18 protein-coding genes are annotated in these 24,424 nt (G+C 50.8%); 6 read left to right on the top strand and 12 right to left on the bottom strand.

The features are described 5' to 3' along the window. Window positions 1-162: 162 nt before the first annotated feature. Complete coding sequence (locus tag H6624_18920; protein MCB9086420.1) at window positions 163-996, top strand: flagellin FliC; 834 nt, start codon at window positions 163-165, stop codon at window positions 994-996. Between the two features lie 319 nt (window positions 997-1,315). On the opposite strand, the gene H6624_18915 is transcribed toward H6624_18920, so the two are convergent. Next, window positions 1,316-2,587 carry a hypothetical protein gene (locus tag H6624_18915; GenBank protein ID MCB9086419.1) on the bottom strand — a complete coding sequence of 424 codons (1,272 nt, stop codon included), beginning with the start codon at window positions 2,585-2,587 and terminating at the stop codon, window positions 1,316-1,318. Between the two features lie 105 nt (window positions 2,588-2,692). Here H6624_18915 and H6624_18910 point away from each other — a divergent pair, with 105 nt between their 5' ends. After that, the gene (locus H6624_18910) at window positions 2,693-3,166 is read left to right on the top strand and encodes a hypothetical protein (GenBank protein MCB9086418.1); all 474 of its coding nucleotides are present in this window, start codon (window positions 2,693-2,695) and stop codon (window positions 3,164-3,166) included. Window positions 3,167-3,172: 6 nt separating this feature from the next. Here the strand turns inward: H6624_18910 and H6624_18905 are convergent, their stop codons facing one another. The 9 genes from H6624_18905 to H6624_18865 all read right to left on the bottom strand — a co-directional run bounded on the left by H6624_18905 (window position 3,173) and on the right by H6624_18865 (window position 16,248). Further along, window positions 3,173-6,529 carry a PD40 domain-containing protein gene (locus H6624_18905; protein ID MCB9086417.1) on the bottom strand — a complete coding sequence of 1,119 codons (3,357 nt, stop codon included), beginning with the start codon at window positions 6,527-6,529 and terminating at the stop codon, window positions 3,173-3,175. Further along, window positions 6,526-6,765 (bottom strand): hypothetical protein, encoded by a 240-nt coding sequence (locus H6624_18900; protein ID MCB9086416.1) that lies wholly within the window; start codon window positions 6,763-6,765, stop codon window positions 6,526-6,528. The genes H6624_18905 and H6624_18900 overlap by 4 nt, the downstream gene beginning before the upstream one ends. Beyond that, complete coding sequence (locus tag H6624_18895; protein ID MCB9086415.1) at window positions 6,762-9,248, bottom strand: hypothetical protein; 2,487 nt, start codon at window positions 9,246-9,248, stop codon at window positions 6,762-6,764. Before H6624_18895 ends, H6624_18900 begins: the two co-directional genes overlap by 4 nt. A 169-nt stretch (window positions 9,249-9,417) precedes the next feature. Further along, the gene (locus tag H6624_18890; GenBank protein MCB9086414.1) at window positions 9,418-10,929 is read right to left on the bottom strand and encodes a phosphotransferase; all 1,512 of its coding nucleotides are present in this window, start codon (window positions 10,927-10,929) and stop codon (window positions 9,418-9,420) included. 40 nt (window positions 10,930-10,969) lie between these two features. Further along, window positions 10,970-13,021 carry a ribonuclease R gene (rnr, locus tag H6624_18885; protein ID MCB9086413.1) on the bottom strand — a complete coding sequence of 684 codons (2,052 nt, stop codon included), beginning with the start codon at window positions 13,019-13,021 and terminating at the stop codon, window positions 10,970-10,972. 54 nt (window positions 13,022-13,075) lie between these two features. Beyond that, the gene (locus H6624_18880) at window positions 13,076-13,579 is read right to left on the bottom strand and encodes a hypothetical protein (protein MCB9086412.1); all 504 of its coding nucleotides are present in this window, start codon (window positions 13,577-13,579) and stop codon (window positions 13,076-13,078) included. Between the two features lie 18 nt (window positions 13,580-13,597). Further along, on the bottom strand, window positions 13,598-14,572 hold the full coding sequence (locus H6624_18875) for an MBL fold metallo-hydrolase (protein ID MCB9086411.1): 975 nt from the start codon (window positions 14,570-14,572) through the stop codon (window positions 13,598-13,600). An 18-nt stretch (window positions 14,573-14,590) separates the two neighbouring features. Next, the gene (locus tag H6624_18870) at window positions 14,591-15,331 is read right to left on the bottom strand and encodes an outer membrane beta-barrel protein (GenBank protein ID MCB9086410.1); all 741 of its coding nucleotides are present in this window, start codon (window positions 15,329-15,331) and stop codon (window positions 14,591-14,593) included. 128 nt (window positions 15,332-15,459) lie between these two features. Further along, window positions 15,460-16,248, bottom strand: a complete 789-nt coding sequence (locus H6624_18865; GenBank protein ID MCB9086409.1) for a hypothetical protein — start codon at window positions 16,246-16,248, stop codon at window positions 15,460-15,462. 117 nt (window positions 16,249-16,365) lie between these two features. Between H6624_18865 and H6624_18860 the strand changes: the two genes are divergently transcribed. Continuing rightward, window positions 16,366-17,205 carry a glycerophosphodiester phosphodiesterase gene (locus H6624_18860; GenBank protein MCB9086408.1) on the top strand — a complete coding sequence of 280 codons (840 nt, stop codon included), beginning with the start codon at window positions 16,366-16,368 and terminating at the stop codon, window positions 17,203-17,205. A 164-nt stretch (window positions 17,206-17,369) separates the two neighbouring features. After that, window positions 17,370-19,343 (top strand): hypothetical protein, encoded by a 1,974-nt coding sequence (locus H6624_18855; protein ID MCB9086407.1) that lies wholly within the window; start codon window positions 17,370-17,372, stop codon window positions 19,341-19,343. A gap of 175 nt (window positions 19,344-19,518) precedes the next feature. Here H6624_18855 and H6624_18850 read toward each other — a convergent pair whose 3' ends face one another. Both H6624_18850 and H6624_18845 read right to left on the bottom strand, forming a co-directional pair. Further along, entirely contained in the window at window positions 19,519-20,346 is an 828-nt protein-coding gene (locus H6624_18850) for a hypothetical protein (protein MCB9086406.1), read from the bottom strand. Next, on the bottom strand, window positions 20,343-22,181 hold the full coding sequence (locus tag H6624_18845) for a transglycosylase SLT domain-containing protein (GenBank protein MCB9086405.1): 1,839 nt from the start codon (window positions 22,179-22,181) through the stop codon (window positions 20,343-20,345). The genes H6624_18850 and H6624_18845 overlap by 4 nt, the downstream gene beginning before the upstream one ends. A gap of 263 nt (window positions 22,182-22,444) precedes the next feature. On the opposite strand from H6624_18845, the gene H6624_18840 reads away from it, so the two are divergent. Both H6624_18840 and H6624_18835 read left to right on the top strand, forming a co-directional pair. Next, the gene (locus tag H6624_18840) at window positions 22,445-23,530 is read left to right on the top strand and encodes a trypsin-like peptidase domain-containing protein (protein MCB9086404.1); all 1,086 of its coding nucleotides are present in this window, start codon (window positions 22,445-22,447) and stop codon (window positions 23,528-23,530) included. A 153-nt stretch (window positions 23,531-23,683) separates the two neighbouring features. Further along, window positions 23,684-24,412: a hypothetical protein gene (locus H6624_18835; GenBank protein MCB9086403.1), complete on the top strand. Its 729-nt coding sequence runs from the start codon at window positions 23,684-23,686 to the stop codon at window positions 24,410-24,412. Window positions 24,413-24,424 lie beyond the last annotated feature (12 nt).

Here is a 24,424-nt window from a genome sequence, read left to right as displayed (position 1 = left end):
CCGTTATTGGGTACTCTCGTCTATTGATTGACGTCAGGCCCGAGAGTGATGAGTGACTTCATTGGGAAGCACTCACGAGTTTAACCATTGAGTACAGAATGTGCTCATAAGCCAACGGATGGCAGCTAATCAAGGAGGATCAGCCATGCAAGGAGGATAACAATGGCACTCAGAATAACGACCAATGTGGCGTCACTCAACGCCCAGAAAAATTTGGTCAACACCAACCGTGCATTGGATCAGTCACTGGCACGCTTGAGTTCGGGTTACCGAATCAACCAAGCCGCCGACGACGCCGCCGGACTCGCGATCAGCGAAAACCTGCGGGCCCAAATTCGCGGCTTGGGACAGGCAAACCGCAACTCCAATGATGGAGTATCATTGGTACAAATTGCGGAAGGCGGACTGAACGAGGTCAGCAATATGTTGATCCGACTCCGCGAACTGGCAATCCAAGCATCTTCAGACACCATTGGGGATGTGGAGAGAAAGTTCTTGGACGTCGAGTATCAGCAACTGAAATCTGAGATTCAGCGGGTTTCAGAAGTGACTGCGTTCAACGGCTACGATTTGCTAAACGGAAGCGGCGGGATCATCGACATCCAAGTGGGTGTGCATAATGATCCCTTCAAAGACCGGATCTCGTTTAACACCTCGGCAGCCAACGCCACCCTGGAAGCTCTCGGGATGACCGCCGAGTCGGTCTCCACAAAGGAACAGGCACAGTCCAGTATCGATGTGGTGGACCAAGGAATGATCTCGGTGAATGCGATGCGGGCCAACTTCGGCGCCATGCAGAACAGACTGCAGTCGACGATTAATAACCTGAACATCGCCCACGAGAACCTGTCGGCAGCCAATTCCCGAATTCGGGATGCGGACATTGCTGCGGAGTCGGCCGAGCTGACACGAAACTCAATCCTGACCCAGGCTGGAGTTTCGGTTCTCAGTCAAGCCAACAGCATCCAGCAGGTTGCCTTGAAACTACTCGCCTAGTGATCGCGGAGCCCCGGTCGGAGACCGGGGCTTTTTTAATCCGCAAAATCCTTTGTCAGTGAAACTGGCCCTCTGCCGACCATTCTCCGTAAATCCTCACGCACCTTACGGCCGCAGGCGCGTCTTCGGACTGCGTCAGCATTGCTGCCGCAGTTCGGATACGCCCATGCGCGACGGTGGAGGATTCGGATTCACGGAGAATGGCTCGGCAACCGGACCTATTCCCAGACAAAGGCGGCCCCAAGTTTTGCGGATCAACAATTAAATTAGGTATTTTTTGTACAGTCATCAGCTGCACACCAGCTTTATTTCCGCGAACTTATTTGTTGAGGGCTTGGAGGACGGCGGGGAGAACTTGGTGGGCGATGAGTTCGTGACCGTAGTTGGTGGTGTGTCCCCAGGTTCGGGCGAACCGATCATTGAAGACTTCGTCATAGGGCTTCTCTGAAAGGACCTTTTTGAAGTTCTCTTCATTAGAGACAAAAAAGATGGGCAAAGTTCTGACTTCTTCTTCAGTGAACATTTTTATCCGCGACTGCAGGGGTAGAGTTGGGTACTGCATGATAATCCAGGGGACGGCGCGTGATCTTAAAATCGCGTAAACGCGGCGGTAGTTTTTGTCAGTGGTGCGCGATCGAGCCTGTGAAGGGTCGATATCCTCCGTATTTGGATCTCCAAACTCCAGACCGCGATACCTCATCACATCGAGAAGAGGTTCTGGAACTTCAGATTTGCCGAAATAACAATCTGCCAGAGCAATAATCACATCGTCGCGGAGGTTACGACCAAATTTGAAAAGTTCATTGGCCAATTGACCACAGCCGCGGTAGTTGTTGATTTCTCTGGCCTCCATGAGAGTCAGCATTTGCAGCATACTGTATTGTGGACACAGCTGCAGAGAACGTTTGAGTAAGGAAAATGTTTGATCTTCGTTCAAACTCTTTCCGTCTTTGTTTCTCTGCACCAGATCAATCAACAACTTGGCTTCGCCACATGGTGGATGATCTTGATCAGTGATCTCGACTGACAACTGGTCAACTGACAGGGATTGGTTGCTTAGTCGTTGAAAAACACCTTCTTCGCTTGATTTGAGATTGTATACTGGCAAACCTTCTCGAACCTGAGGATATCGGTAGCGAAGCTGGTACTGATCAACTAGGCTGCGCACGAGTTTTACCAGGCGAATTCGATTCCAAAATAGATTCCAGGCGGTGGGATCACCAACAAAGCGCGTGTATCCTGCATCGTTGACCCCCATCATGGAAATCACCAGCTGAGGCTTAATTTCATCTAGCTGTTGAGACAGGTGAGAAACAATCAATGAGGTGGTGGTCGCAGGAAGGGCCTTGTTAATGACCTTCACGTCTCGACCGGCATCACGGAGAAGCTTTTCCAAAACCCGCGGCCAGGCCGCCTTACTAGTGTCGGCGAATGCTTCAGCCGAGGTGGACTCCCCAAGGACGAGGATTCGGAACCCTCCCCCACCCTGGTTCATCTCTCTTGTGGGCGACATGAGAATCCAGCCGGCCAAGCGCATGGCGACTTCCAGGCAGAAAAGAAACAAAACAGACCAGAGAATAATGCGCTTCATTGTATCTATTGAGGATCACATCTATTTTGCCTCCGTGGCAAGGCCACTTTCAGGTTGAATTTGGCCTAAAATTTGAAGTAAAACCGCCCCATGAGGATGAGTTTTATGAGCAAAAGAAGTCTGGTTATTGTTTTCGGTGGATTAATGGCTCTGGGCCTTTGGGGCTGTAGCGGTGATGAAAAACCGAGTTCCACCGATCCTTCGAAATTCTCCAGTATTTACACTAACATCCTGCGCTTCCATAATTGCCATTCCTGCCACTCCCCTGGCGGCTCGGCCTACGACACGGACGGGGTTCAATTGGACTTCTCCACCCAGGCTCTCGCCCACAGCACTTTGACGACCAAAAATGTAACTGGAGCAACAAGTGTCGGCACCTGTGGATCGGTCAAGATCGTAAACACCACTCCCCAGACCAGCTTTCTCGCTGGGGTTCTCTTTAGCACTTACCACATCAGCAATTTTGCCGGAGTCTCAGGCTGCACTCCCTATAGTGTTCACCTCAGTGACCAGAATCTTTCCAGCAGCGAAGAAACCGCCATTGTCGACTGGATCAACGCCGGCGCGCAAAATAACTAAGACAAGTTACTTCATCACCCGCTGAATTCGCCCGGAGTGGTGCTTCACCACGCCACTGGGGTCTTCCATTTCAGCCATTTTGGCTAAGACATTTTGCGTGAGCTTTTCAGCATCGGACTTCGTCTTACCTTCGTAACCCGACAGACGGGCAAAACCCCAGTAGCCCACCAGAGCCTCAATCAACTGAGTGTGAAAACCATAACCAACGGTTTCAGCCAACTCAACGACCTGCGGCCATGAGGAATCCAGGATCTGATGAACACCAGTCTTGTTGCCCTGACTGTGCTCCAGGTCAGCCATCTGGTACTGCCCCTTTAGGCGAAACACCAACCAATTTTCTGGAGTCATGGAAACATCTTTAAGTTGAGATTTGACCTCCTCCAGCTGCCGAGCCAACTCATTAAGACTCTCAGTCCGTTTGCTTCCGGAAATCAACTGAGCCTTGAGACCCGTTGCCAGAAGACGAATTCGCAATGGCGTGAGCTGCACTCTTTGTCGACCCTTAGCCGGCACAACAGTGAGGCTCTTTGAATCCGCAACAACCCGGTCAAGATGCTGAACAATTTTGTTTTTCTCGGTTGCGCCAAGAGCTTTTTTGCCGGCTGTCGCGGCCTTCATTAATGAGTAGGCCAAGGCCAATCGAGCTCTAGCTAGATTCCATTGGCTGTGGCCCTTACCCTTAAGAAAGTCCGACAAGTACTTTGCCGCCTCCGAATAGCGTCCGGCCTCCAGCAGGTAAAACCCCATTTGTTGTTCCAATAGGGGCCGCATGGAGGGATCGGCTCCCTTATGGAGCTTTCTCATTTGCTCGGCCGCCGCCTTGCCGTCAGCCAATTGGTAAAGAGTTCGGGCAAAGAACCAGCGGAAGTGTCCTTCTTCCTCTTTGTCGACAAATCCATAGGGCTCCCGGAGTTCAAAGAAACGACGACTCAAACCCCAGTTAGCGACAAAAAAGTGCAGAGTGGCCAGATTGGATAAGGCCGAGGCGGCAATCCTGCGGTTTTCCCGTCCCAAATCATAGGCCAGCATTAAATGTTTGTGGGAAGAAGCTAAAAGGTCCTGGGAGAACCCGAGGCCATCCAAGCTCAACTCCAGTTTTTTTAGGTACAGGTAACCCAGTAGCAATTGATACATGGGCGACTGATAGGCCGAATCAATTTTATGGAGTTCAGAGAGAAGCTTATCGGCATTTTCTGAGCTCATTTTGCCGTTACTGATTTCCATTAAGGATTGCACATAACCCAGATTGTCGCTGACAAATCCCCGCTTGGTGAGACTGTCATAGACAGTCGCTAGTTCACCCTGTTTGCCGTCCAATTCCATGGCTTTGATGTAGCCGTAGTGAGATTCCAAATCATCGGTGAGACTCAAGGAGCCATAGAAATGATTAGAGGCATACCGGTATTTTTTCTCACCAAAATTCCCATAAGCACGGGCCAGGACCTTGTCCACATAAATTTGCCGGGCGTAGGCAAACTCAGTGTCTGACTTCTGCGTGTACTTGAGCCAAGTCGTCGCCACATAGTTGAGGTACTTGAACTCGTCATCAGCAATAAAATTATCGATCGACCGCACCGCCAAGGTCCTAAAAACAAAGTACTTGGCGCGATTTTCACTCATGATTTTATCAAGTTCCCTGTAGGCGGCGGCCTTTCCTGCGGGGGTCTTGTCGGCCACAAGTTTTAAGGCAACTTCTTCTGCATTAAGTAGCGGCACTAAAACCTTTACCCCTGAAACCAATTTCTCTAAACGCACGACCGTTGACTGCCTCTCAGCCAGGGAATAGCGAAGCTGCGCTTCACTCAAGATCTCGTAGAGGTAATAAAGCCGGGACTCGTCCGTCATCTTTGAACCCAAAAATAGGGGCTGGTAAACGGCGACCAGTTCGCCGGGAGGCAACTTCCCAGCAGCTGTCAGGTTCTGCACAACACGGTGATAGAGATAGTGATCCAAGCCGCTGAGCTGACTACCTTTGATCGACTTCAATATCCCGCGGACCTGATTCCACTGATTTAAAAAGCCGAGCACTGCCGCTTGAGTCAATCTAGCAGTCACCCCCGACGAAGACTTGGCCTTGCTCAACCACTTTTGCGCCTTGCTGCGAAACTCAGAGGTGATTTGATTTGAGATCTGTAGGTTCTTTTCAGCTGAGGCCTGAAGGAATAAGTCAGTCATGGCCAACTGGGACTTATTCACCGACTTATCCTCGCGGATCAACTGACCCAGGTAGTAGCGACCGGCCACCGCATCCTCTTTTAGAACAAAGTTACTGAGCATCAGCCACAGGTACTCACTGCGACTTTTAATCTGACCTCGATAGTAGAGGCCATTAGCCAAAAGGATTCTTTGACCGTAGTTCCGCGATGTTCTGTGGGCGTTACTCACCATGGCTGCGTCCCAGCTTTCGGGAACCACACCGGTTAAGGGAAGTCGGTAGACATCCAAAGAGCCCTCGAAGTCACAGGTCACGTAAAGAAAGCTCTTCCGCGCCCTAGGGAAACTGCAATTTTCGTTGGACGAGGTCAGCTGTTGAGGAATGACCTGTTTCCCGGCCATCACATCAGACAGTCGAGCACGAAAAATAACACTATTGTCACTGGCATCAATCTTTTGATCGCGGTTGGAGTCGCTAAAGTAATGACTAAAATAGATCCACTGGCCATCGGGCGAAAATTCAGGAAAGCCCGACACTCCCGGTAGATCCACATTGATCACCGTGACTTCACTTTGACCGACCTTGCGCACTCTCACCTGGATACCGAATTGGTCCGCCTTGACGTAGGCAATGTGACTTTGCGCTGGATGAACGGCTGTGGACCACAGGTCTCCCTCATCGAGGACGTCCTGTTTCTTTGACTTACGATCCAGGAGGACAAGCTCGCCCTTTTCAGCATCCTTGCGGCGGACAAAAAGAATTTTATCTTCACCAAACCAGCTCGGTGACTCCAGGGAGCCCGCAATCTTATAACAGGTGACAGAAGCGGGACTCCCGACGGGCATTTCACACAAATCTCCCTGGGCATCCGCCTTGTAGTAGATAAAGGCCAAGGTCTTGCCACTGGGGCTTAAGATCGCACTGCGGGAGTCAGCGGAATCATCGAGAATCCTGTGTTCCGTTACTTCATTCAAACGTTGGGAGTAGAGCTGAGTCGAAAGGTTAGCTCTGCGGGTAAAGACCATCAGACTCTCACCGCTATCCACGTCCACCTGGAAGTTGTCATCTGGCCCCACGGTCATTTTCGTTGGGGTCAGGATTCGGGGTAGCTCGTTGAGTCTTTTTTGAACAATGGTTTCGCCAGAGCTTTGTCCGACAAAGGACCCCCAAGCAACCAGTCCACTGGCAATCAGCTTATGGATTCTCATTTGCCGCTCAACTCCCCGTTGAGGATGTTTTCATTTTCTTCAGCTCCTTTTTTTGGTCTGACTTTGGCAAAAAAGGTTGTGCCTTCTTTCAAGCCTGCTTTGAGGAGCTTTTTTTCCACGTCCGGCCAATCACCAGAGGCATCGGCCTCCATCACCGTTTGCCGATCGATCGTGTAAATCACCGGAGCACAGGCCACGACCTGAGACAAAAGGATCAACAGAAAAATCTTTTTCATAATAAGGGCACCTCCGCCATGACTTTATTCACTTCGGTGGAAACATCTACTAAAGCACTGCCAATGGGAATTGACTTCACCTGGGGTAGACGACCCACATTTGTATCGACCTGAACATCCACGTAGCTGTGATTAAAATCCAGTCCAACATAGGTAGGATGGGCATAAGCCAGTGCTGTACGCACACTATTGATCTTGTCGTCCTTATACTCAGGATCAACGATGTTGAGCATAGCCAGAAGTTGATTGGAGCTGATCTCCAGAACATCGGCCCGACCGACCACGGAAGCCTTGGTGAGATCCACCAACAAATTCGTGCGACCATGAAGGGGAGGGCCGGGCTTCAAATTGGTGAGAAAGCGGTCCGGCAGCAGCTTTAGAAAGTCGACCTGGGAGAAGCGCATCAGAAAACCCAGTTGAAGATTTTGCGGCTGCAGATCCACGTAGGATTCGCCGGCGAAGCGGGCACCGCCGGCTTGGAGATCAAACTTGTGCAAACTCAAAAGATTCTGATGAAGACTGACGAAGCCAACAAAAGGGCCAAAAGCCCTTTGCTCCACATGAATGGATTTAATCTTAAGTGGCTTTTTGCTCGCCAATAGTGGCCGAAAGCTCTCAAAGTCCACCCGCTCAAAAGCATTGCGCTGAAGAAGACGACTAAATGAAAACTTGTCCCCCATGACCTTAAACTCCTCAGAGATGGCCATGGCTCCATTCAGGCCCGACACCCGATACTTGGGCATACTGAAACTGAAACTTGAGAATTCAAGGGCTCCGTTGAGGGCCATAGTCCCTGTCCGGTTAATTGCCAGCTCAAAGGGGAACAAGACCCGCCCACTGTAGCTGGAATTTGGGATGAAGGCCTCAAGTCCCGCGCCAGCCCCTTTGATCTCCAACTTTCCCTTGAGTTGACCTCTTTCCCTCGCCAAGTTGTAGCGGCCTGAAAGATCAAATAAAATGTCGTCGTTCATATAGTTGACGGACAGCTTTTGGATGATTAAATCCTCGTTGGCCGCCAACCGAGCTTGCAGATCCACATGGGCTTTTTCACTGGGAGCCTGATTGTCCACCCTTACGTCAATCTGGGTTTCCGCACCGGCGACGGCCCGACCACGCAGGTTCAAACCCTGAGGAAGCTTTATCACGCCCGGATTAAACTTCTGCCAAAGAGGGCCGGCCGGCGTGGCATGAAGATCAAAATCCATAGCACTCACTGTTTCTGTAACTTCCGCCTGCCCCTTTAGATCCACCCACTTTTGATCGGCGACAAAAACCTGAATATCAAACTTGGGCTTGGTGGCATCAAGAACATCAGCCGTAAGTTCAACCAAAGTTTTGAACTCTTGACCTTGAAAACTCACTTTCTCGGCCACCACACTCACCTTGGGTTTCATTTCACCAAGGCGGACCTCCAAGTCGATGGCCAAGGGGCTTAAACCAATGTCGGCTGGCCTAAATTCCCTGGGGACCACCACTTCGCCTTTAGTTTTCAAGTGTTGGTCGGCAAGGACGAAGTGATTGGACAAGTTGAGCAGAGGTTCCCCACCCATGCGGGCAACCAACCGGGTGACCAGGTTGTGCATGGGAAATTCAAAGGTCCAATCCAGTTCACCTTCGAGGTCCTTTCGCTTCCCCTCACCGAGCTTCACTCCCCGCGCCTGCCACTTGTGGGATAAGTTGCCATCGGCAATCTTCTCCCCAGTCAAACTAAACGCCCTCAGCGGAGCCTGGGGACCTTTCATCTCGGCTTGAAGCTTTAGACCGTAATTTTCCATCACCAGTTGAGGAGTGCTCTTTACAAGTTTCAGATCCAAAACCAACCGGTTCTCAAGATTCAAGGCCAAATCGAGCTTGGACACCTGTTGCTTGACGTTTTGCTCAATCGCCATCTGACTTGAGACAAACAGATGTTTGTCTTCCACCCGGGCTATTAATTGCTCCTCAAGTTTTGAAATCACAATGTGAGTTTTCTCTTCACCCTGGTCCATCACCAAATCGATCGACGACTGACTGATCCGACAGTCTTCAATTTCCACCGATACCGGTAGATCTTCGAGAAAGCCGAATGGACCCGAGGGCGCCTCAACACCGACTTGAACCTGAGCCTCTTCTCCGCCGGCGGCCAACTCACCTTTGATCTCAAGGCCGGTGAGATAGAGTTTCTTCATCTGCAAATGACGAGTGACAAAACTGATGTTCCATTCCCCCACCAGTTCACCAATCTGAATCTCAAGAGGTTTTCCCCCCTGTTCCATTTGCACTTTGATGTTTTGTAGCTTGATTCCCGATAACAGCGAAATCCCACCCGACTCCACCGCCATTTGAATTTTTTGATCACTGAGAACCTGTTCGTTGGCCTGTCCCACCACCCAGCGAAGCCCCGCCGGACTCTGCAAATACTGATAGCCCCAGGCCAGTACCCCAACCCCAAGTAAAACCGCCAGGGCCACAACCCCGGCAGCTATCAGTAAGCCCTTTTTCATGACCTCCAATTATAGAAAACCCCCTATAGAGGTTCCAGGTTCTTTTTCTTGGGTCACGGAGCATTATTTTTGCCCTCGAACAACAAGGCTTTGGACTAGCCTACAAGCTGTAGAGTGACCGTCACTTTTTGGTATTGCAGTACAATACCAAAAAGTGACGGTCACCTTACTACTGCCGCAAATACCGATAAAAGGCGACCAGTCCGAGAATTCCGGCAAAGCTGTAGCCGAGAAGGGCAAGAATGGGGATTTCGAAAAAGCGGGGCCCCCGGTCAACGATGACGACAATAGACGAGGAAATGAGAAATCCCCCAATAACCAAGCCCAGAAATATTGTATGAGCCGAATTGACCACCGAGGAACGAAGCTTTTCCAGGGCCAAGAGCTCAATCTTTATGGCATAAGACGGGCTGTTAATCTTACGCAAATACTGCTTAAGGTGCCGAGGAAAACCGCCTGCCACCGAGCTTAAGTCTTTAGCTGTATTGGTCAGCTCGCGAATAACCCTTGTCGTTTCCAGTCGGCCACGCACGATCTCGTCGGCGAACTCCAGGGAGTAAGAGAGAAAATCAAAGTCCCGCACCACAATTCGTCCCATTCCCTCAATGGCGACGATGGATTTAAAGAATAACACCAGTTCCGTGGGCAGCTGCAGCCCGTGGCGGGCGGCAATCCCGGTTGAGTCCAGGAGCAATCGTCCTGCATTGACGTTCTTGAAAGTCAGTCCGTGATAAGGAGCAATCAAGTCCCTCAGGTCTCGGGCAAAGCGGTCCGCGTCCACATGTCCCGAATAGGGCGCTAGATCCACGTACTCGTAGGCCAGGCGCTCGTAGTCCTCGGAGAACAAGGCCAATAGCATATTGGCAATGGCCGCCTGGGTTTTTTTGTTGAGCCGGCCGACCACGCCAAAATCAATCAAGCCAATTTGATTATTCGGCAATACCAACAAGTTGCCTGCGTGAAGGTCTCCGTGGAAAAGACCGTCGGTAAACACCATCTTCAGGTAACAGCGCAAACCCACTTTGAGAATGGCTTCGCGGTTAATCCCCTCTTGTTCCAGAGCATTTTTATGACTGAGAGGAATCCCCTGAAGCTCTTCCAGGACCAGCACCTTGCGACCGGTTTGTTCCATATAGACTTCGGGGATCTTGATATTCGGCTCATTGATGAAGTTCTTATGAAACCGCCGGATGTTGTTGGCCTCAATGACAAAGTTGGTCTCTTGATCCAAGGCCTTAAAAAACTCATTCACAATGGAACTGACCTGATACAACCGAGCTTCGGGAATATATTTATCCAGAAGCTCAGCCAGGGTGTACATCACACTCAGATCTTCAGCGATGATGTCTTGAATTCCCGGCCGCTGGATTTTGACCACCACCTTGGAGCCGTCCTTGAGCACCGCCCGGTGAACCTGGGCAATACTGGCCGCAGCCAAAGGGTCTTCATCGAATGACAAAAACACTTCGTTGAGGTCGGTTCCAAAGTGACTCTCCAAAACGGTGCGAATCTGGCTAAAGGGAAGTGTTGCCACCTGGTCGTGGAGCTTTTTAAGCTCATCGGCCACATCTTGGGGTATCAAGTCGGGTCGGGTGGCCAATAGCTGACCTAATTTAACGAAGGTCGGCCCCAATTGCTCAAAGCAAAGGCGTAGCCTCTCCCCAAGGGAGAGGTTTTCCATTTCTTGCGAGGTCAGTTTTTCGATAACAAATCGGCCGAGCTTAGCCTTTACGGCGACTTCTTGAAACCCGTGCTTTGCGAACACGGCCACGATGTTTTTTAACCTTGCCGCGTTTGCCAGCGGGTTTTGTCTCTTCAGCAGGACTCTCAACACGGTCGCCATCCCTTATGGGCAAAAAGTCGATTTTTCCATCCTGGGTATCGGTGGCAGCCACCTGAACCCTCATGTGGTCTCCAATGTTATACGACACTCCTGACTTTTTACCAACCAATCGGAGATGTTCCTCATCAAAGATCAAATCCCGCTGGGGCAAATCCTCAATTCGCACCAAACCATCCACATCAAACTGGCGGAGAATTACAAAAATACCGAACTTGGCCACAGAACTGATCGTGCCCTCAAACTCCTGCCCAATATGTTGGGTCATAAAGCGGGCTTTTTTGATGGAAATGACTTGCCGCTCCGCCTTAACCGCCCTCTGTTCCCTAGCGCTGGTCATAGTCCCCATGGATTGGAGAAGCCCATAGGGAATCAGCTGATAGCCCCTCTGGGGAATCATCAGGGCCTTAATCAGGCGATGCACCACCAAGTCAGGGTAGCGGCGGATCGGTGAGGTAAAATGAGTGTAGAGGGGAAAACCCAAACCAAAATGGCCGACGTTGTCCGGGCTGTACTTGGCCTGACTCATGGATCTTAAAGTCAAAATGTGAAGAATATGCTCCTGAGGTTGTCCGGAAAAGTGCTCCAGTGCCCGACTGATCTTTTTCTGCAATTTGCCGCCACTGAGTTTCTTTTGAAAACCAAAGGTGGCCAAATAGGACTCCAGGTCGTGAATGCTGTCGGCGGCTGGCTCCTCGTGAATTCTATAAAGAGCATCGATTTCCTTTTCAGTAAAAAAGCGGGCCACAGCCACATTGGCCACCAACATCATCTCTTCAATAAGTTTGTGAGAGAAGAGCCTTTCGGCCTTAATAATATCCACCGGGTTGCCGGTCTGATCGACTTCGATCTCTGTTTCTGGGATATCCAAATCCAAAGAGCCTTCGCGGAAACGCTTGGCCATGAGGATTTTGGCCAAATCCCCGGCCCTGAGGATCATCTCCGCCACGTGCTTGTGCTTGTCCGGGTGATTTCCCTCTAAAACTTCTTGGGCCTCACCATAGGTGACCCGCGCCTTACTTTCGATGACAGCTTCATAGAACTGAGTTTCCCCTAATGTGCCGCTAAAATCCAATTTCATGTCAGCGACCAAAGCCAAGCGAGGAACTCCCGGCTTCAAGGAGCACAAGTCGTTACTGAGGGCTTCAGGCAACATGGGCGAAACAAAGTTGGGGAAGTAAACGCTTGTTCCCCTCTCGTAGGCCTCATCGTCAATGCTTGTCCCCGGGCGCACATAGTGGCTGACATCAGCAATGGCGACCAAAAGGTGAAACCCTTGGTTGTCAGTTTCAACAAAAATCGCGTCGTCAAAGTCTTTGGCTGTCACTCCGTCGATGGTCACAAAGGATAAATGACGAAGGTCACGGCGAGCCTTAAATTCGGCCTCGTTCAAATCTTCGTGCAGAGCCTCGGCAGCTTTGAGGGTGGCCACCGAAAAATCATAGGGGATGGAATGGGTGTGAAGCACCCGCATGGAATCGTTTAAGGGGTTCAATCCGTCGCCGATCACGGCCACTACGTCTCCGTAAAAGCCTTCGTCGTCTCCAGGATAGCCTTTAATCTGAACACTCACCCACTCACCATTTTCCACATTGAGATGGGGGGGGCATACGGCCAGTAGATCTTCACCCCAACCGTGGCTGGTGTCGCGCAAAATTCCTTTGTTGCCACCCAAGCTGTAGTACTGACCGGTAGCCCTCGTTTGCGCCCGGGTTTTAATTTCCAATACCTCAGCCCTGAGGCGATCTGAGAATTTCTCAGGTACAACGCGAATCAACACCCGATCATTGGTCATCACCCCACGCATCTGCCTTTTGGGAACGTAGATATCGGGAAGATCTTGGTTATCGGGAATAAAAAAGCCAAATCCGTCCGGGTGGCGCTTGACGATTCCTTCTTGGGAATCCTTCATACTGTTTTGCTGTTTCTTCATGAATTACCGTTAGTCATCTGGAACCTGAGATATGCTTGATTGGGGCAGGCTATCTCACTTCTTGTGCTTAAGAAAGCTGAAATACCGATCTTTCAAGACATCCATCTCCATCTGCTGATTGCAGTGAGGACAGGTCTTTTCATCGGGAAGGGTTACGCCCTCTTTGGCATTGGCAGTTGCCTCCATGTAGTCTTTCCCTCGCACAGCCAGTACCGAGTCCGTTTTTTCACAATGCTCACAAAAATAGGGGACAAAAAAAGACTCCACCCGAGCGGAAAGGGGCAAAAACCCATCCAGGATGTTCATCTGATCGACTACGTGGCGGGGGCAGTTAATGAAGACCAGGCTCCGGTCGCCAGCAAAAGTCTTGATCCACAATAGCCAGGAGCGAAGGCCCACTGAGTTCAACAGGCGAATTTGCGCCATATCCAGGACAATTTCCTTTGCCCCGCTGAGCTCCACACCTGAAAAGTCCGCATTTTCATTAATATCACCACGAAAGGTCAAAAGGAGCTGATCTCCGCTCTTGGATTGGTCAATTTGTAATCCGTCTTCCATGCAAATACCCCAAGTGGACTACAACTCTACTACCAAACCTTCCCGAGCGAAACACCATTTAAATTCATGGACCTCAATTCCCTGATCCTTGGCCATGCGAACGCAGGAATCATAGTAGGCCCTGGTCTGATCCTCTGCTCGCTGCACCTTTTCGTCTGATGCGGCCGGGTCATGGTGAATAAAGAGGATCTCTTTGATTTTCTCCCGCATCGCAATATCGATACCTATGGGCCCAGAAGCGTGTCCCCAGTCGATCTTTTCTGCAGCTTCCAAGAAGGAATACTGGGCATCATAAATAGCCAGGTCCGCATTGGTATAAAGAGGCAGGTCTTTGTCCAAATCCTTCTGGCTGACCCTGGTCCCCTCCGTGTCCACACAGTGAGAAAACACCTTACCCCCACTCTCACAGCGAAATCCCCAACAGGGATCGGGATGATCCAATTGGTAGGGAGTAATGGTGAGGTCCTCCATTTTCCTCGGCTGCCGCGGCTCAAGCTTGTGAAAGAGAACCTGGGCACCTAGGCGCTCAAAAGGAACCGGAAAATGGGGCTTACAAAACATGGCCCGCACCCGGTCCTCTAGGTCGTCCTGAACAGCATAAAAATGAATGATGTTGCCAGGAATAAAAATAGGCACAAAAAAAGGCAGGCCAATCATATGATCCCAGTGAAAGTGGGTCATGAAAATATGAACTTCACCTTTACCCATTCCACAAGGTCCAACCAAAAGGGCTTCGCCATATCGGCGAATGCCACTGCCGCCGTCGATCACAATGTCCCTCTTGGGCGTAGTGACCTGCACACAAGCCGTATGACCACCAAAACCGCCAACCTTGTAATCGGGGGTCCGCCTCAAGAATTCGTCAACACCACCAGAGTTGTTTTTGCGGAATTCATCATACTCCTCAAGCAGAGCGCGGAACTTGTCCGTCAGCTGCTCGGGAGAATGGGGTGAGGGCAACGATCCGCGAACACCCCAAAGTTTGACTCTCATATTCATTTTTGAGCTTCTCTAGAAGTAAAAGACGTAACCAATAAAACCTTCGATCCCCGACAAGGTCACACCCAGGTCACGCCCATCGAGCTCCACCTCTTTGCCCTTTTGAGCCTGGCTCAAACTGGCCGGGCTTGGTGGACCGGCAAGGAAGTCACCAGATACGCTGTCGGCGATCAGCCTCTCAACGCCAAGAATGCGCAGATTACCCTCAACAGTAATGCAGTGACTGGAACTCCAAAAGCAGAACTCCGCTCCAATACCGCCCATGTAACCCAAGGCGCTGCCAGAGAATTCCACTGAGTTATTTCCCTCTTTGATATCCCCGCTGACACTTCCCCAGCCCAATCCCAGCTGGGTGTAGAATTTGATCATCGTGTCCTCTAACAGATAAAAGCGAAACATGGGGAAGATGGTGAAACCGAAAAGTCCATATTCGTAATTGTTGCCAGACGTATCAGAACCATCTTCATTTTGGTAAAGAAATCCGATGCGCAGCTGAATCGCTGTCATTCCACCAAAACGGTAACTGATATAACCATTGCCTTCCCAGGCATTGCCCAGCTGACCAGTGGTAATACCACCTGCACGCTGATTCGAGCGAGTCACCAGTGTATCCAAATCTTTTTGGTCGGCCGCGGTAATACCGATGTTGGCCCCAAGTGACCAACCGCCACCACCGCCCCGAGCGGCGAAAGCACTTCCCGCACCAATGAGTGCGGCCATCAGAACAAATGCACGAAAAACCCTGTTCCCCATTTTGTGTTCCCCCCTGGAAGTTGACCATATTATTTTCAGGTAGTTTGCCAGGGAGTTCAACCAGGGCGGGGGACTCTGGACTTTTATCTACAGCCCCCGTGTAACAGTAATCTAGAGAGGGAACTTAGCTATTTGTCGAGAAGGGTTGAGCCCATGATGTCGCGAAAGTCCTTCTCGGCAAACGGGACATCGTTGATGAAGTAGCTATGCCCTACTTTATCACCATTGGAGTTGTACTGGGTCTCAACCCGACCTGTTGCCACAACATCCAGATAGCGGAGAGTTAGACTTAAGATCTGACTGCCGCCGTCGCGCGACACCAGACCACCGTTATCGACAATGATGTGGATCGTACCAAAAGACTGGGACCTAGCTGTGCCCTGAACTCGACCAAAGAATTCAGCGCCACGAATGGTCCCCCTGGCACCAATGGTGCCTTCGACCTTAAAAGCCTCGATGTCATTCATCTCTTTAAAATCAAGTCCCACAACTTCATAGTCCATCGACAAAGCGGTGCTGAACTCAGTGTTTGATTCCACTTCACGACTGCGGGTCTCGTAACGAACGGGGCAGTCCGCTCCATCAACAATTAAAAAGCTTTCCCTATTAACTCCGCCAGGATTGTTTGGGTTTTCCCGGTAACGACAAAATGTCTTGCTGATTTTCTCCGCCATCTTGCGGGCTGAGCCCACTTTGGCTTTTGGCAAGGGCGTATTGAACTCTGCAAAATTACCGGTGGTCTTTGCTCTACCGATGGCCTCTTCCACCTGATCCATGGAGCGGGTCAAAGACTCAACCTGGTCCAGCTGTTCGGATGTCAAAGGCGACAGGGCTTTGGGTTTTTCCTTTCCGCCACAAGCCACAAGGCTGACTGCCATCAGAGTCATCACGATCATCCCGATGATTTTTCCAGCCATAAAACTCTCCTTGTTAAGGCCTTTCTCCGGTCTTAAGTCTGTTCAAAATTCTGATTCCTGTCCACCCGTATTCGGCGGCAATTGACCCTCTCCGTTGGCAAACCCTACAATCGAATCATGAGCTCCGCATCATTCAACGAATTCCTGCAGAATCGGGCTGACGACTTCTTCTCCCTTTGGCCCCAAAAAAAGCCGTCGTTGGAGCAGCTCATGCATTGCCGTCCCGTTGCTCATCGCGGACAACACGACAATTTTAACGTCATCGAAAACACTCTTCCGGCATTTGAAACCTGTGCGCGCAATAAGATTTGGGGCATCGAGTTTGATTTGCGCTGGACTGAAGACCTGGAGCCGGTTGTCCTTCATGACCCCGATTGTGGTCGGGTTTTTGGGCGGCCCAACATCTCGCCGGCTCGCTACACTCTAAAGATGCTCCGGCAACATGCACCCCACATTCCCACTCTCGCCGAGGTCGTCGATCACTTTGGTTTGCAATTGCATTTGATGATTGAGCTCAAAGAAAGTCTGTCTGACCCAGACAATGTCAAAATCAAGAGGTTGCAGGAGATCCTGAGTCGGTTGCGTCCGGCTGAAGATTATCACTTTATGTCTTTTTCGACAGAGATCCTTAAGCGCGTGGACTTTGTGACACCAAAAGCCTGCTTGGGGATTGCCGAATTCAATGTAAAGGAAATGAGTCAAGAGTGTCTGAAGCGATCATTTGGCGGATTGACCGGCCACTACCTTTTACTCAAGCAAAAGTTGATCGACGAGCACCATCAGGCCGAGCAAAAGGTTGGCGTTGGCTTTGTTGCCTCCCGCAATAGCCTTCGCCGAGAGCTCAGTAGGGGCATCGATTGGGTCTTTACCAATCACCCATTGAAGGTTAAGCAATGGTTGGACTCCGAGTTGCGCGCAGCGCAAATCCGCTCTCAGGAGAAACCCGTCAAAAAATAACGGAGCCAATCTGCACCCCCGTTCTGGTGTCAAAAGCTCTCCGCACACCAAGTCATGCACCAGGTGCAATTCTGTCACCACCTCGTAAAATCTTCCTCGACATGGCACCCACATTGCTGAATATGGAACCGATTACGACAAAAGTCTGAATCGGGGGGAAATACATGAAAAGACGTTCTAGCTCGTCCATGTGGACGACGCTGTGTTCTATGCTGGTGGCACTCAGCTTTGCGACATCCGCATGTGCCGAATCTCGCGACAACGATTTTCATCCAACAGATGACAATCGCTATACTAATGAGTCGACCGACGAGGGTGGACAGCTGCTCTATGACGAGCAAGAACTAGTAGGTAGAATTGGTGATTACCAGGAATTGGAAATCGCACTCGACGACGCCCCTGCACGACCCGTGCACTGGGAGGTTCTTTACAACACTCTTCCTGCGGGATTGAGTTTAGCTGAGATCGATAGCAATCGTTCTCTAATCTATGGAACGCCTGAATTCACCGGAACCTGGTGTTTTGTTTTGGGCGCCCGCCTTGACGACAAGCTGATGGCGACCAGCAACATCTGTATGCATGCCGAAGACAATGATCGTCTTGAGTACCCGCGTTTTAAAACCTCACGTCTCCTACCAGCAGCAAAAGTGGGTAAGGACTATGAAGAGGACATTGATGTTGAACTGTCCTCTTCTTGGGGATCTTGGGATGCCGAACTCTTTGAATCTGAACTGCCACCTGGTATGGACTGGCGCAAGAGATGGTCAAAAAATGCGATCAAGATTAAGGATGAACCTCGCGATGCCGGCCTCTTCCACTTTGCCTTTCAGGTCACCGATAGTGATGGCCGCAAAAACACCCGTCAGTTTGAATTGAATATCCTTGAGGAAGACGAAGATCGCTACTCCTGTCCTCCCGGATACTATTACGATGACGTTGTCGGCTACTGTGTACAAATTCGTCTCGACACTTGTCCGGATGGCTCTTACTACAATCCCGATGAGAATGCCTGTATCCAATACCCGGCGCCTCCTCCGACTATTCGTTGTCAGCCCGGCTATTACTACGATCACTACATTGACCGCTGTGTACGCAGTGGCGTGCCCCGCTGTCCCATCAATTACCGCTGGGATTCCTACTATGGTCGTTGTACCCGTCTGCCTTACACTTGCAGTGTAGGCGAACGCTATGACTGGGATCTGGGAATGTGTGTGCGCCGCCACCACCATCGTGTGTGCCCGATTGATTCCTATTGGGATTCCTACTACGGCCGTTGCGTGTCCCGTTCTCGCACTTGTCCGATTGGCTCCCACTGGGACTCTTATCGTGGCGTTTGTGTGCGTGAAGTGCGCAACTGTTATCCTGGAGAAATGTGGGATCCTGCTCGTAACCGCTGCGTAGATCGTGTTCGTTACTGCGGCCCCGGAAGAGTGTGGGACTCCGTGCTGGGACGTTGCGTGCGCCCGGGTGGACCCATCCGCAGATGTGAAGGTGATCGTCGTTGGGATCCTGTATTAGGTCGTTGTGTGATTTACCGCCGACCCGTTCCTAATCCACGCCCGGTTCCACCACCCGTGAGACCAGGCCCTCGTCCTCCAAGACCAACACCGCCACCAGTAAGACCGAATCCGCGTCCGAACCCTAGGCCTAATCCGCCGCCAGTAAGACCCAATCCGCGTCCGAACCCTAGGCCTAATCCGCCGCCGGTAAGACCCAATCCGCGTCCGAACCCTAGGCCTGAACCGCCGCCGGTAAGACCCAATCCGCGTCCGAACCCTAGGCCTGAACCGCCGCCGGTAAGACCCAATCCGCGTCCGAACCCTAGGCCTGAACCGCCGCCGGTAAGACCCAATCCGCGTCCGAACCCTAGGCCTGAACCGCCGCCGGTAAGACCCAATCCGCGTCCGAACCCTAGGCCTAATCCGCCGCCGGTAAGACCCAATCCGCGTCCGAACCCTAGGCCTGAACCGCCGCCGGTAAGACCCAATCCGCGTCCGAACCCTAGGCCTAATCCGCCGCCGGTAAGACCCAATCCGCGTCCGAACCCTAGGCCTAATCCGCCAGTAAGACCTGAGCCACCTCGGCGCCCTCCTCCTGGAGGAAGACCTGGAAATCCAGGACGACCACCTCGCCGCTAACTAGGTGAGAAATGAAAAGAGGACCTTCGGGTCCTCTTTTTTTTGGTCTCTTTAATGTTCCCGGTTAAAACTTGTAATGCGACACACACAGGTTACTTATGGTTATCAGAGCGTATCGCATTACAAGTTTTAACCGGGAACCATGTTGTGCACATTGCCCCCACAGTTATCCACATTAAAAGCCCGCCGTGAGCATTTTGTATTCTTCTAAACCGCTTCGGAGGAATTCGTGTGCCTTTGAGGCTGGAGACATTTTCTTCAAAGTGTCCTGAAACAGCTCTACATTTCCAGAGTTGATAATGGGCAAAAGCCCTTTCGCAACCTCAACGCTCGCAAAGTGTCCACCATTGACCAGCTTGTGGGCGAGAAACTGAGACATGACATCGTTGTAGGCCGGGTCCTGGCTGTAATCCCTCAAAGTGCGCAATCCAAGCGAGTAGAGAGGCGCACTAACAGAATCGTCCAATGCAGCCAAGCTGGCCCGCAAAGTCTGTTCAGAATGAGGCAAAAAGGGAACCAATCTTAAGGCGGCATCACGCACATGATCTTCGGGGAAAGAAAGTAGCTCATGGACAAACTGAATAACCTCTTGATCAACCGCCAATTCACCCTGCTCCAATAACGGCAACAGCTCACTTGCCGCCGATGCTACCTCCTTTGAAACTGCAAAGTGGTAACCGAGTTTTCCATCATCCTGCTGAAAAAACTGGAAGCAGTCCCGGTTTTCCAAACACATCTTAAGTTCACCAACGTCTTGTCGGATGGCCTGAAAACCACTGAGCCCCACCTGAGAGGAGGGGTTTTTTGGCGCAGCTCGCTTTGCGTCTGACCCTGCTCTTGAGACGAACCTTCGCCCCATTTGAGATCGAGCTGCCGACCCAATTTTCTCCCCATTGTCTCCAGATGGCTTCCATGACTGGATCAGGTGCATACTGCCCTGCCCACCGATAAACAGTGTTGTAACACCAACGACAAACAGAATAGACGTCCACCAGTTTTTCATTGTGAAACTCCTTTTTCACTCACAGATTCAACATACCTATTAATTGTGTAGTTGGGTGAAGTCTGACCAGAGTAAAGATATCCAACCTCTCCACTTGGCCCACGAATTTTCAAATACATCTTGTTCGCTGTCTCGTCTCCACGCAGCTCCAGATTCAAGACCTCAAACTCATCTCCTGAATCAAGCATACTGATTGCCTGGGGGTGAGGATCCGAACTCAGAATGTCCGCCAAGACCGGTTGTTTGGTTTCCGTCACGACCCGCATCCACTCCCCCACCACCGGCAATGGTCGCACCAGGTCCTCGGAGCTTAGCGCTTCTTTTACGGTCATAGGCGTCGCCCATCTGTCCCAGTCTCCATACTGAGGCTTCTTGCTGGCCTTAACTGAGCCAGCATAGATGTACCCAAAATCCAGGCCCTGTTTGGTCATGACCGGGACCACATAATAGCGATCCAGTTCTCGACCAGGGCGAACAAAAAAGTCTATGACTTGGAAAACCCTATTTTCGGTTGAGCCAATGGCATCAGAGTCTCGTGACGGTCCACGGCGAATGGCAATGGCCTTGTGGGTTTTAATGAAGCCACCAACCGGAACCAAACCATCGACAGCATTTTGACAAACGAAGTGTCGATTCTGGTAGGTGATCCGAGTGAAGTCCAAATCCGGTTGATTGAGACGATAAACTCGGTTGTACTGCTTGATTTCAGCGTAGCGATTAAGACAGGCGACATCGTGGTCTCCATAGATGCAGTGGAGGTCACCATCTTCACCAATCACACAATACTCATTTTTTGTCGACTCCTCGGGATTGTAGAAGGTCAGAATGTGACCAGACAAATACTCAACTCTTTGCTCTTCACTGATGGCACACAGATCATTACCTCGCATGAGACAATCTACATCTAGAGCCAATTCTGTATCAGGCTTCAAGTCAATGTGTCTCATCCATGGCGACTTACTTAACTTCTTTGCATAGTGCAGATCATGGAGGAGGAATTTTAAATTCGAATCCTTACTGCACTTATCCTCATAGTCCGTTTGACTGCCAAAGGTGCAACCAGGATTCGCTTGGTGCCAAAGAGCACTTGCCGTTGACCATCTGCAAATGGCAATTCTTCCTCCATTATACGATGAATAAGCCGCTTTGGCCTGATCCTGCCGACTCTTGACCGGCAAACACTTCTCACTTGCCTTTTCTGCCCTCTCCCAACTGAGGTAAAATTGATCCATCCCAAAGAGAATGTTTTTGGTTAAATCGAAATAATGATCAGGGGTTCTTACCGCGTGCGCCTGCAGGTAAATCTGCATGAGCCCAATCGACTGATTATGATCACCCATGACAATTTTTAGAGGGAGGCTTGGGTCCACCTTGCGGAAGTGACTGAAATTGCTTTCCTGCGCCACCACGGCAAGAATGGCTTGAATCCAGGCATCCACTTCGTCTGCCGGAGCCTGTGGCCGTCGTTGGGCATAGTACTTTGCCGCAAGGGACCTCACCAAAAGATACATTTGAGTCATGTAGTCTTTCAGGTGTGATGCCCGATCCAGAACCGCCAATTCATATTCGCTCCCGCTGCCCCTACCCATACCCAGATGTAATCGATCCAAATTCAAGGTGAATGGTGCGTAAACGATTTCGGCCCGGTAGGATTCACCGTAATTATCTGCATCACAACCCCATGGGGCTGTTCCCGGATAGGACCACGAGCCAAAATTCCTGTTTTCACATTTTCCGCTATAGGCCGGCTTATCCGCCAGATCGTTCTGAACCCAGCCGGTCTGCCAATTGGCTGCCTCGGTCAGAACCGACACAAAAAACAGCCCGCATGCCATTGCCCAAAGCCCTCTTGGCCCAGGGCAAACTTTCAAAAGTCTTGCCCAAGTACTCACGTTAATTCCCCTAGTTTTCAGCTAACCCGATAGTGGAGAAGCAAAGCATAAGGGGTGCCAGAAAGGCCTAATTGTGAGCTAATATTGTGGTGTTATTTCGGGGTTCTAGACCCTATAGGTTTTACTGTCCACAGAGTAGGCAATTCCCTCTGTTCTAATTTCAAAAGCGGAGCCGATTTTGGGCCCCCTACAAACAGGAGCAAATTGTGATCAGGATGTGCCTCTACATGTTGATTCTTCTCCCCCTCCCTTCCTTCGCTGAGGTCGACTGGTCCGAAGTGACTCCAAAGCTGGAAAAGAGTGTTCCGGTCATCTTTTCTGGTGGAGGTCTGTGTTCAGGATCTCTGGTTGCACCAGACAAAGTCCTCACCGCCTGGCACTGTGTGAACCGTATGCTCCCCATCGAAGTGGCTTGGCAGGATGACATTGAAAATGGAACATCGGCCACTATTATTCGGGCCCATAAAAAACTTGACCTGGCCCTTTTAAAACTCTCTCGCCCGACCGATCGACCCTTGGTGGTTCTGGCTGAGCCAGGCAAACTTAAGATTGGTGAACCCGTCTCCACGATGGGGCATCCAATGGCCATGAAACCCTTTGCCAAAGGCTCAGTGAATGAGGAGTTGGTGGGTCTGTTTTCGACTGGGGTCGTTTCCAAAATAAACAAAAAGCAGAAGGAATTTGTCACTGATATGTCTCTCAGCCCGGGGAATTCTGGTGGCCCGGTCGTTAACCGTCGAGGGGAACAAGTTGGCGTTGTCTCACGCAAACACATGGGGTTTGGGGTCGGGCAAATTGGCCTCACTCCTGGTCCCGATGGAATCGCCACTCTCATGGCTAAGGAGCCAGAGAAAGAGGTCATTCAGCCGAGGCTTCGGGACGGAAGATCCAGAGCGGGGCTGTATTTGACCGGCTCTCAGCACAGCCGCATGGACGATGTTCCCGGTCTGGATTCGTGGCTCACTGGCTATTACTTTCACATCGATTTCTTTGATCGGCTGAGATTGTACTTTGAGAATAGCTTTGATGATGAACCGGAATATGACCTTCTCGGTGCAGGATGGGCGGTGCATATTCCCTTCTCCCGTTCGATTATAATGACGGTCGTACCTGCCTGGGAGCAATGGACCTACAACTTCGCGGGCCAGAAAAGGGACTTTAGTGGCTGGTCTATGACAGTGGAGTTCACCGGCTTGCCCCTCCAATTCCGCTGGTCCTTTATTGAAGGAGAGAATCGGCGCGAAGATATCTTTATAGTTGGCATAAGTCCCGGTATTTTGGGCGCTTTTTAGGTTGTAAAAATTACCCAAAACCAACTGAGAAAGAACATCACGGGCTGGAAATAGCTTCAAGTGAACCAATTTCATAGGTGGCTTGAGACCCCATTGATAGGCTTAGCAAAACAAACACCAAGCGGGGGGCGCTGGTGATCAAGGGGGTCTAAAATGGGGAGAGTTGCCAAAACCATGGCTGGTGTGGCCATTGTCGGGTCGCTTGTTTTAACCGTGTTTGCGGCTAAGGCCGAATCACCTGTCTCCGAGCTAGAAAAGAATTTCTACACTATTTCGGATGTGACGTTAAGCAAAGTCGCTGAAGACAAATCTGAAGATCTGTCCTGGTTGTCGTCTCTAGAAGATGACTGTGGCACCAGCGAAGCCTGGTCACAACAAAAGCCACAAAGCGCCACTGTAGTGGTGGATCAAATCATCAACATTGGTAAAAAAATCTGGGAAATCGTTAAGGCCAACAAACCTGTGGTTGAGGTCAAAACCAAAACCGCAAATGCTCTGCCCAAAGGAATCCAGTGCTGGGATCAACTTGAGAGTTGGAATTTCCCAAAGGCGGAAACCTACAAAGTCGTCTACAAAAACCTCATGGGAATTGAAGTTGTGCGCTTTTCATTCCGGGTAATTTTCACCTACGGTGGCCAGTACCGAGGGAAAGGCCGCTATATCACCAACGCCACAATTGTGCCCGCCGACGTCAATGTTGTCTGGGGATATACGTTTGGTGCAAACGTCAACATTAGCCAAGTCGTGAATCTGGGCTCTAGGCAAAATCCGAAGGCTGGAATGGAAATGAATCTCGACTGGATGGTCAAAACACCCCTTGTTGAGAATCGCAAGACCAGCACCTTCTTCCTATCTGGAGAGGGTGAACTGGTTCAGTACTAGTAAAATTCCCGA

This window comes from Pseudobdellovibrionaceae bacterium (assembly GCA_020635075.1).
GTDB lineage: Bacteria > Bdellovibrionota > Bdellovibrionia > Bdellovibrionales > UBA1609 > JADZEO01.
Note: the sequence above shows the minus strand (reverse complement) of the source record. Positions and strands in the feature narration are given on the sequence as shown.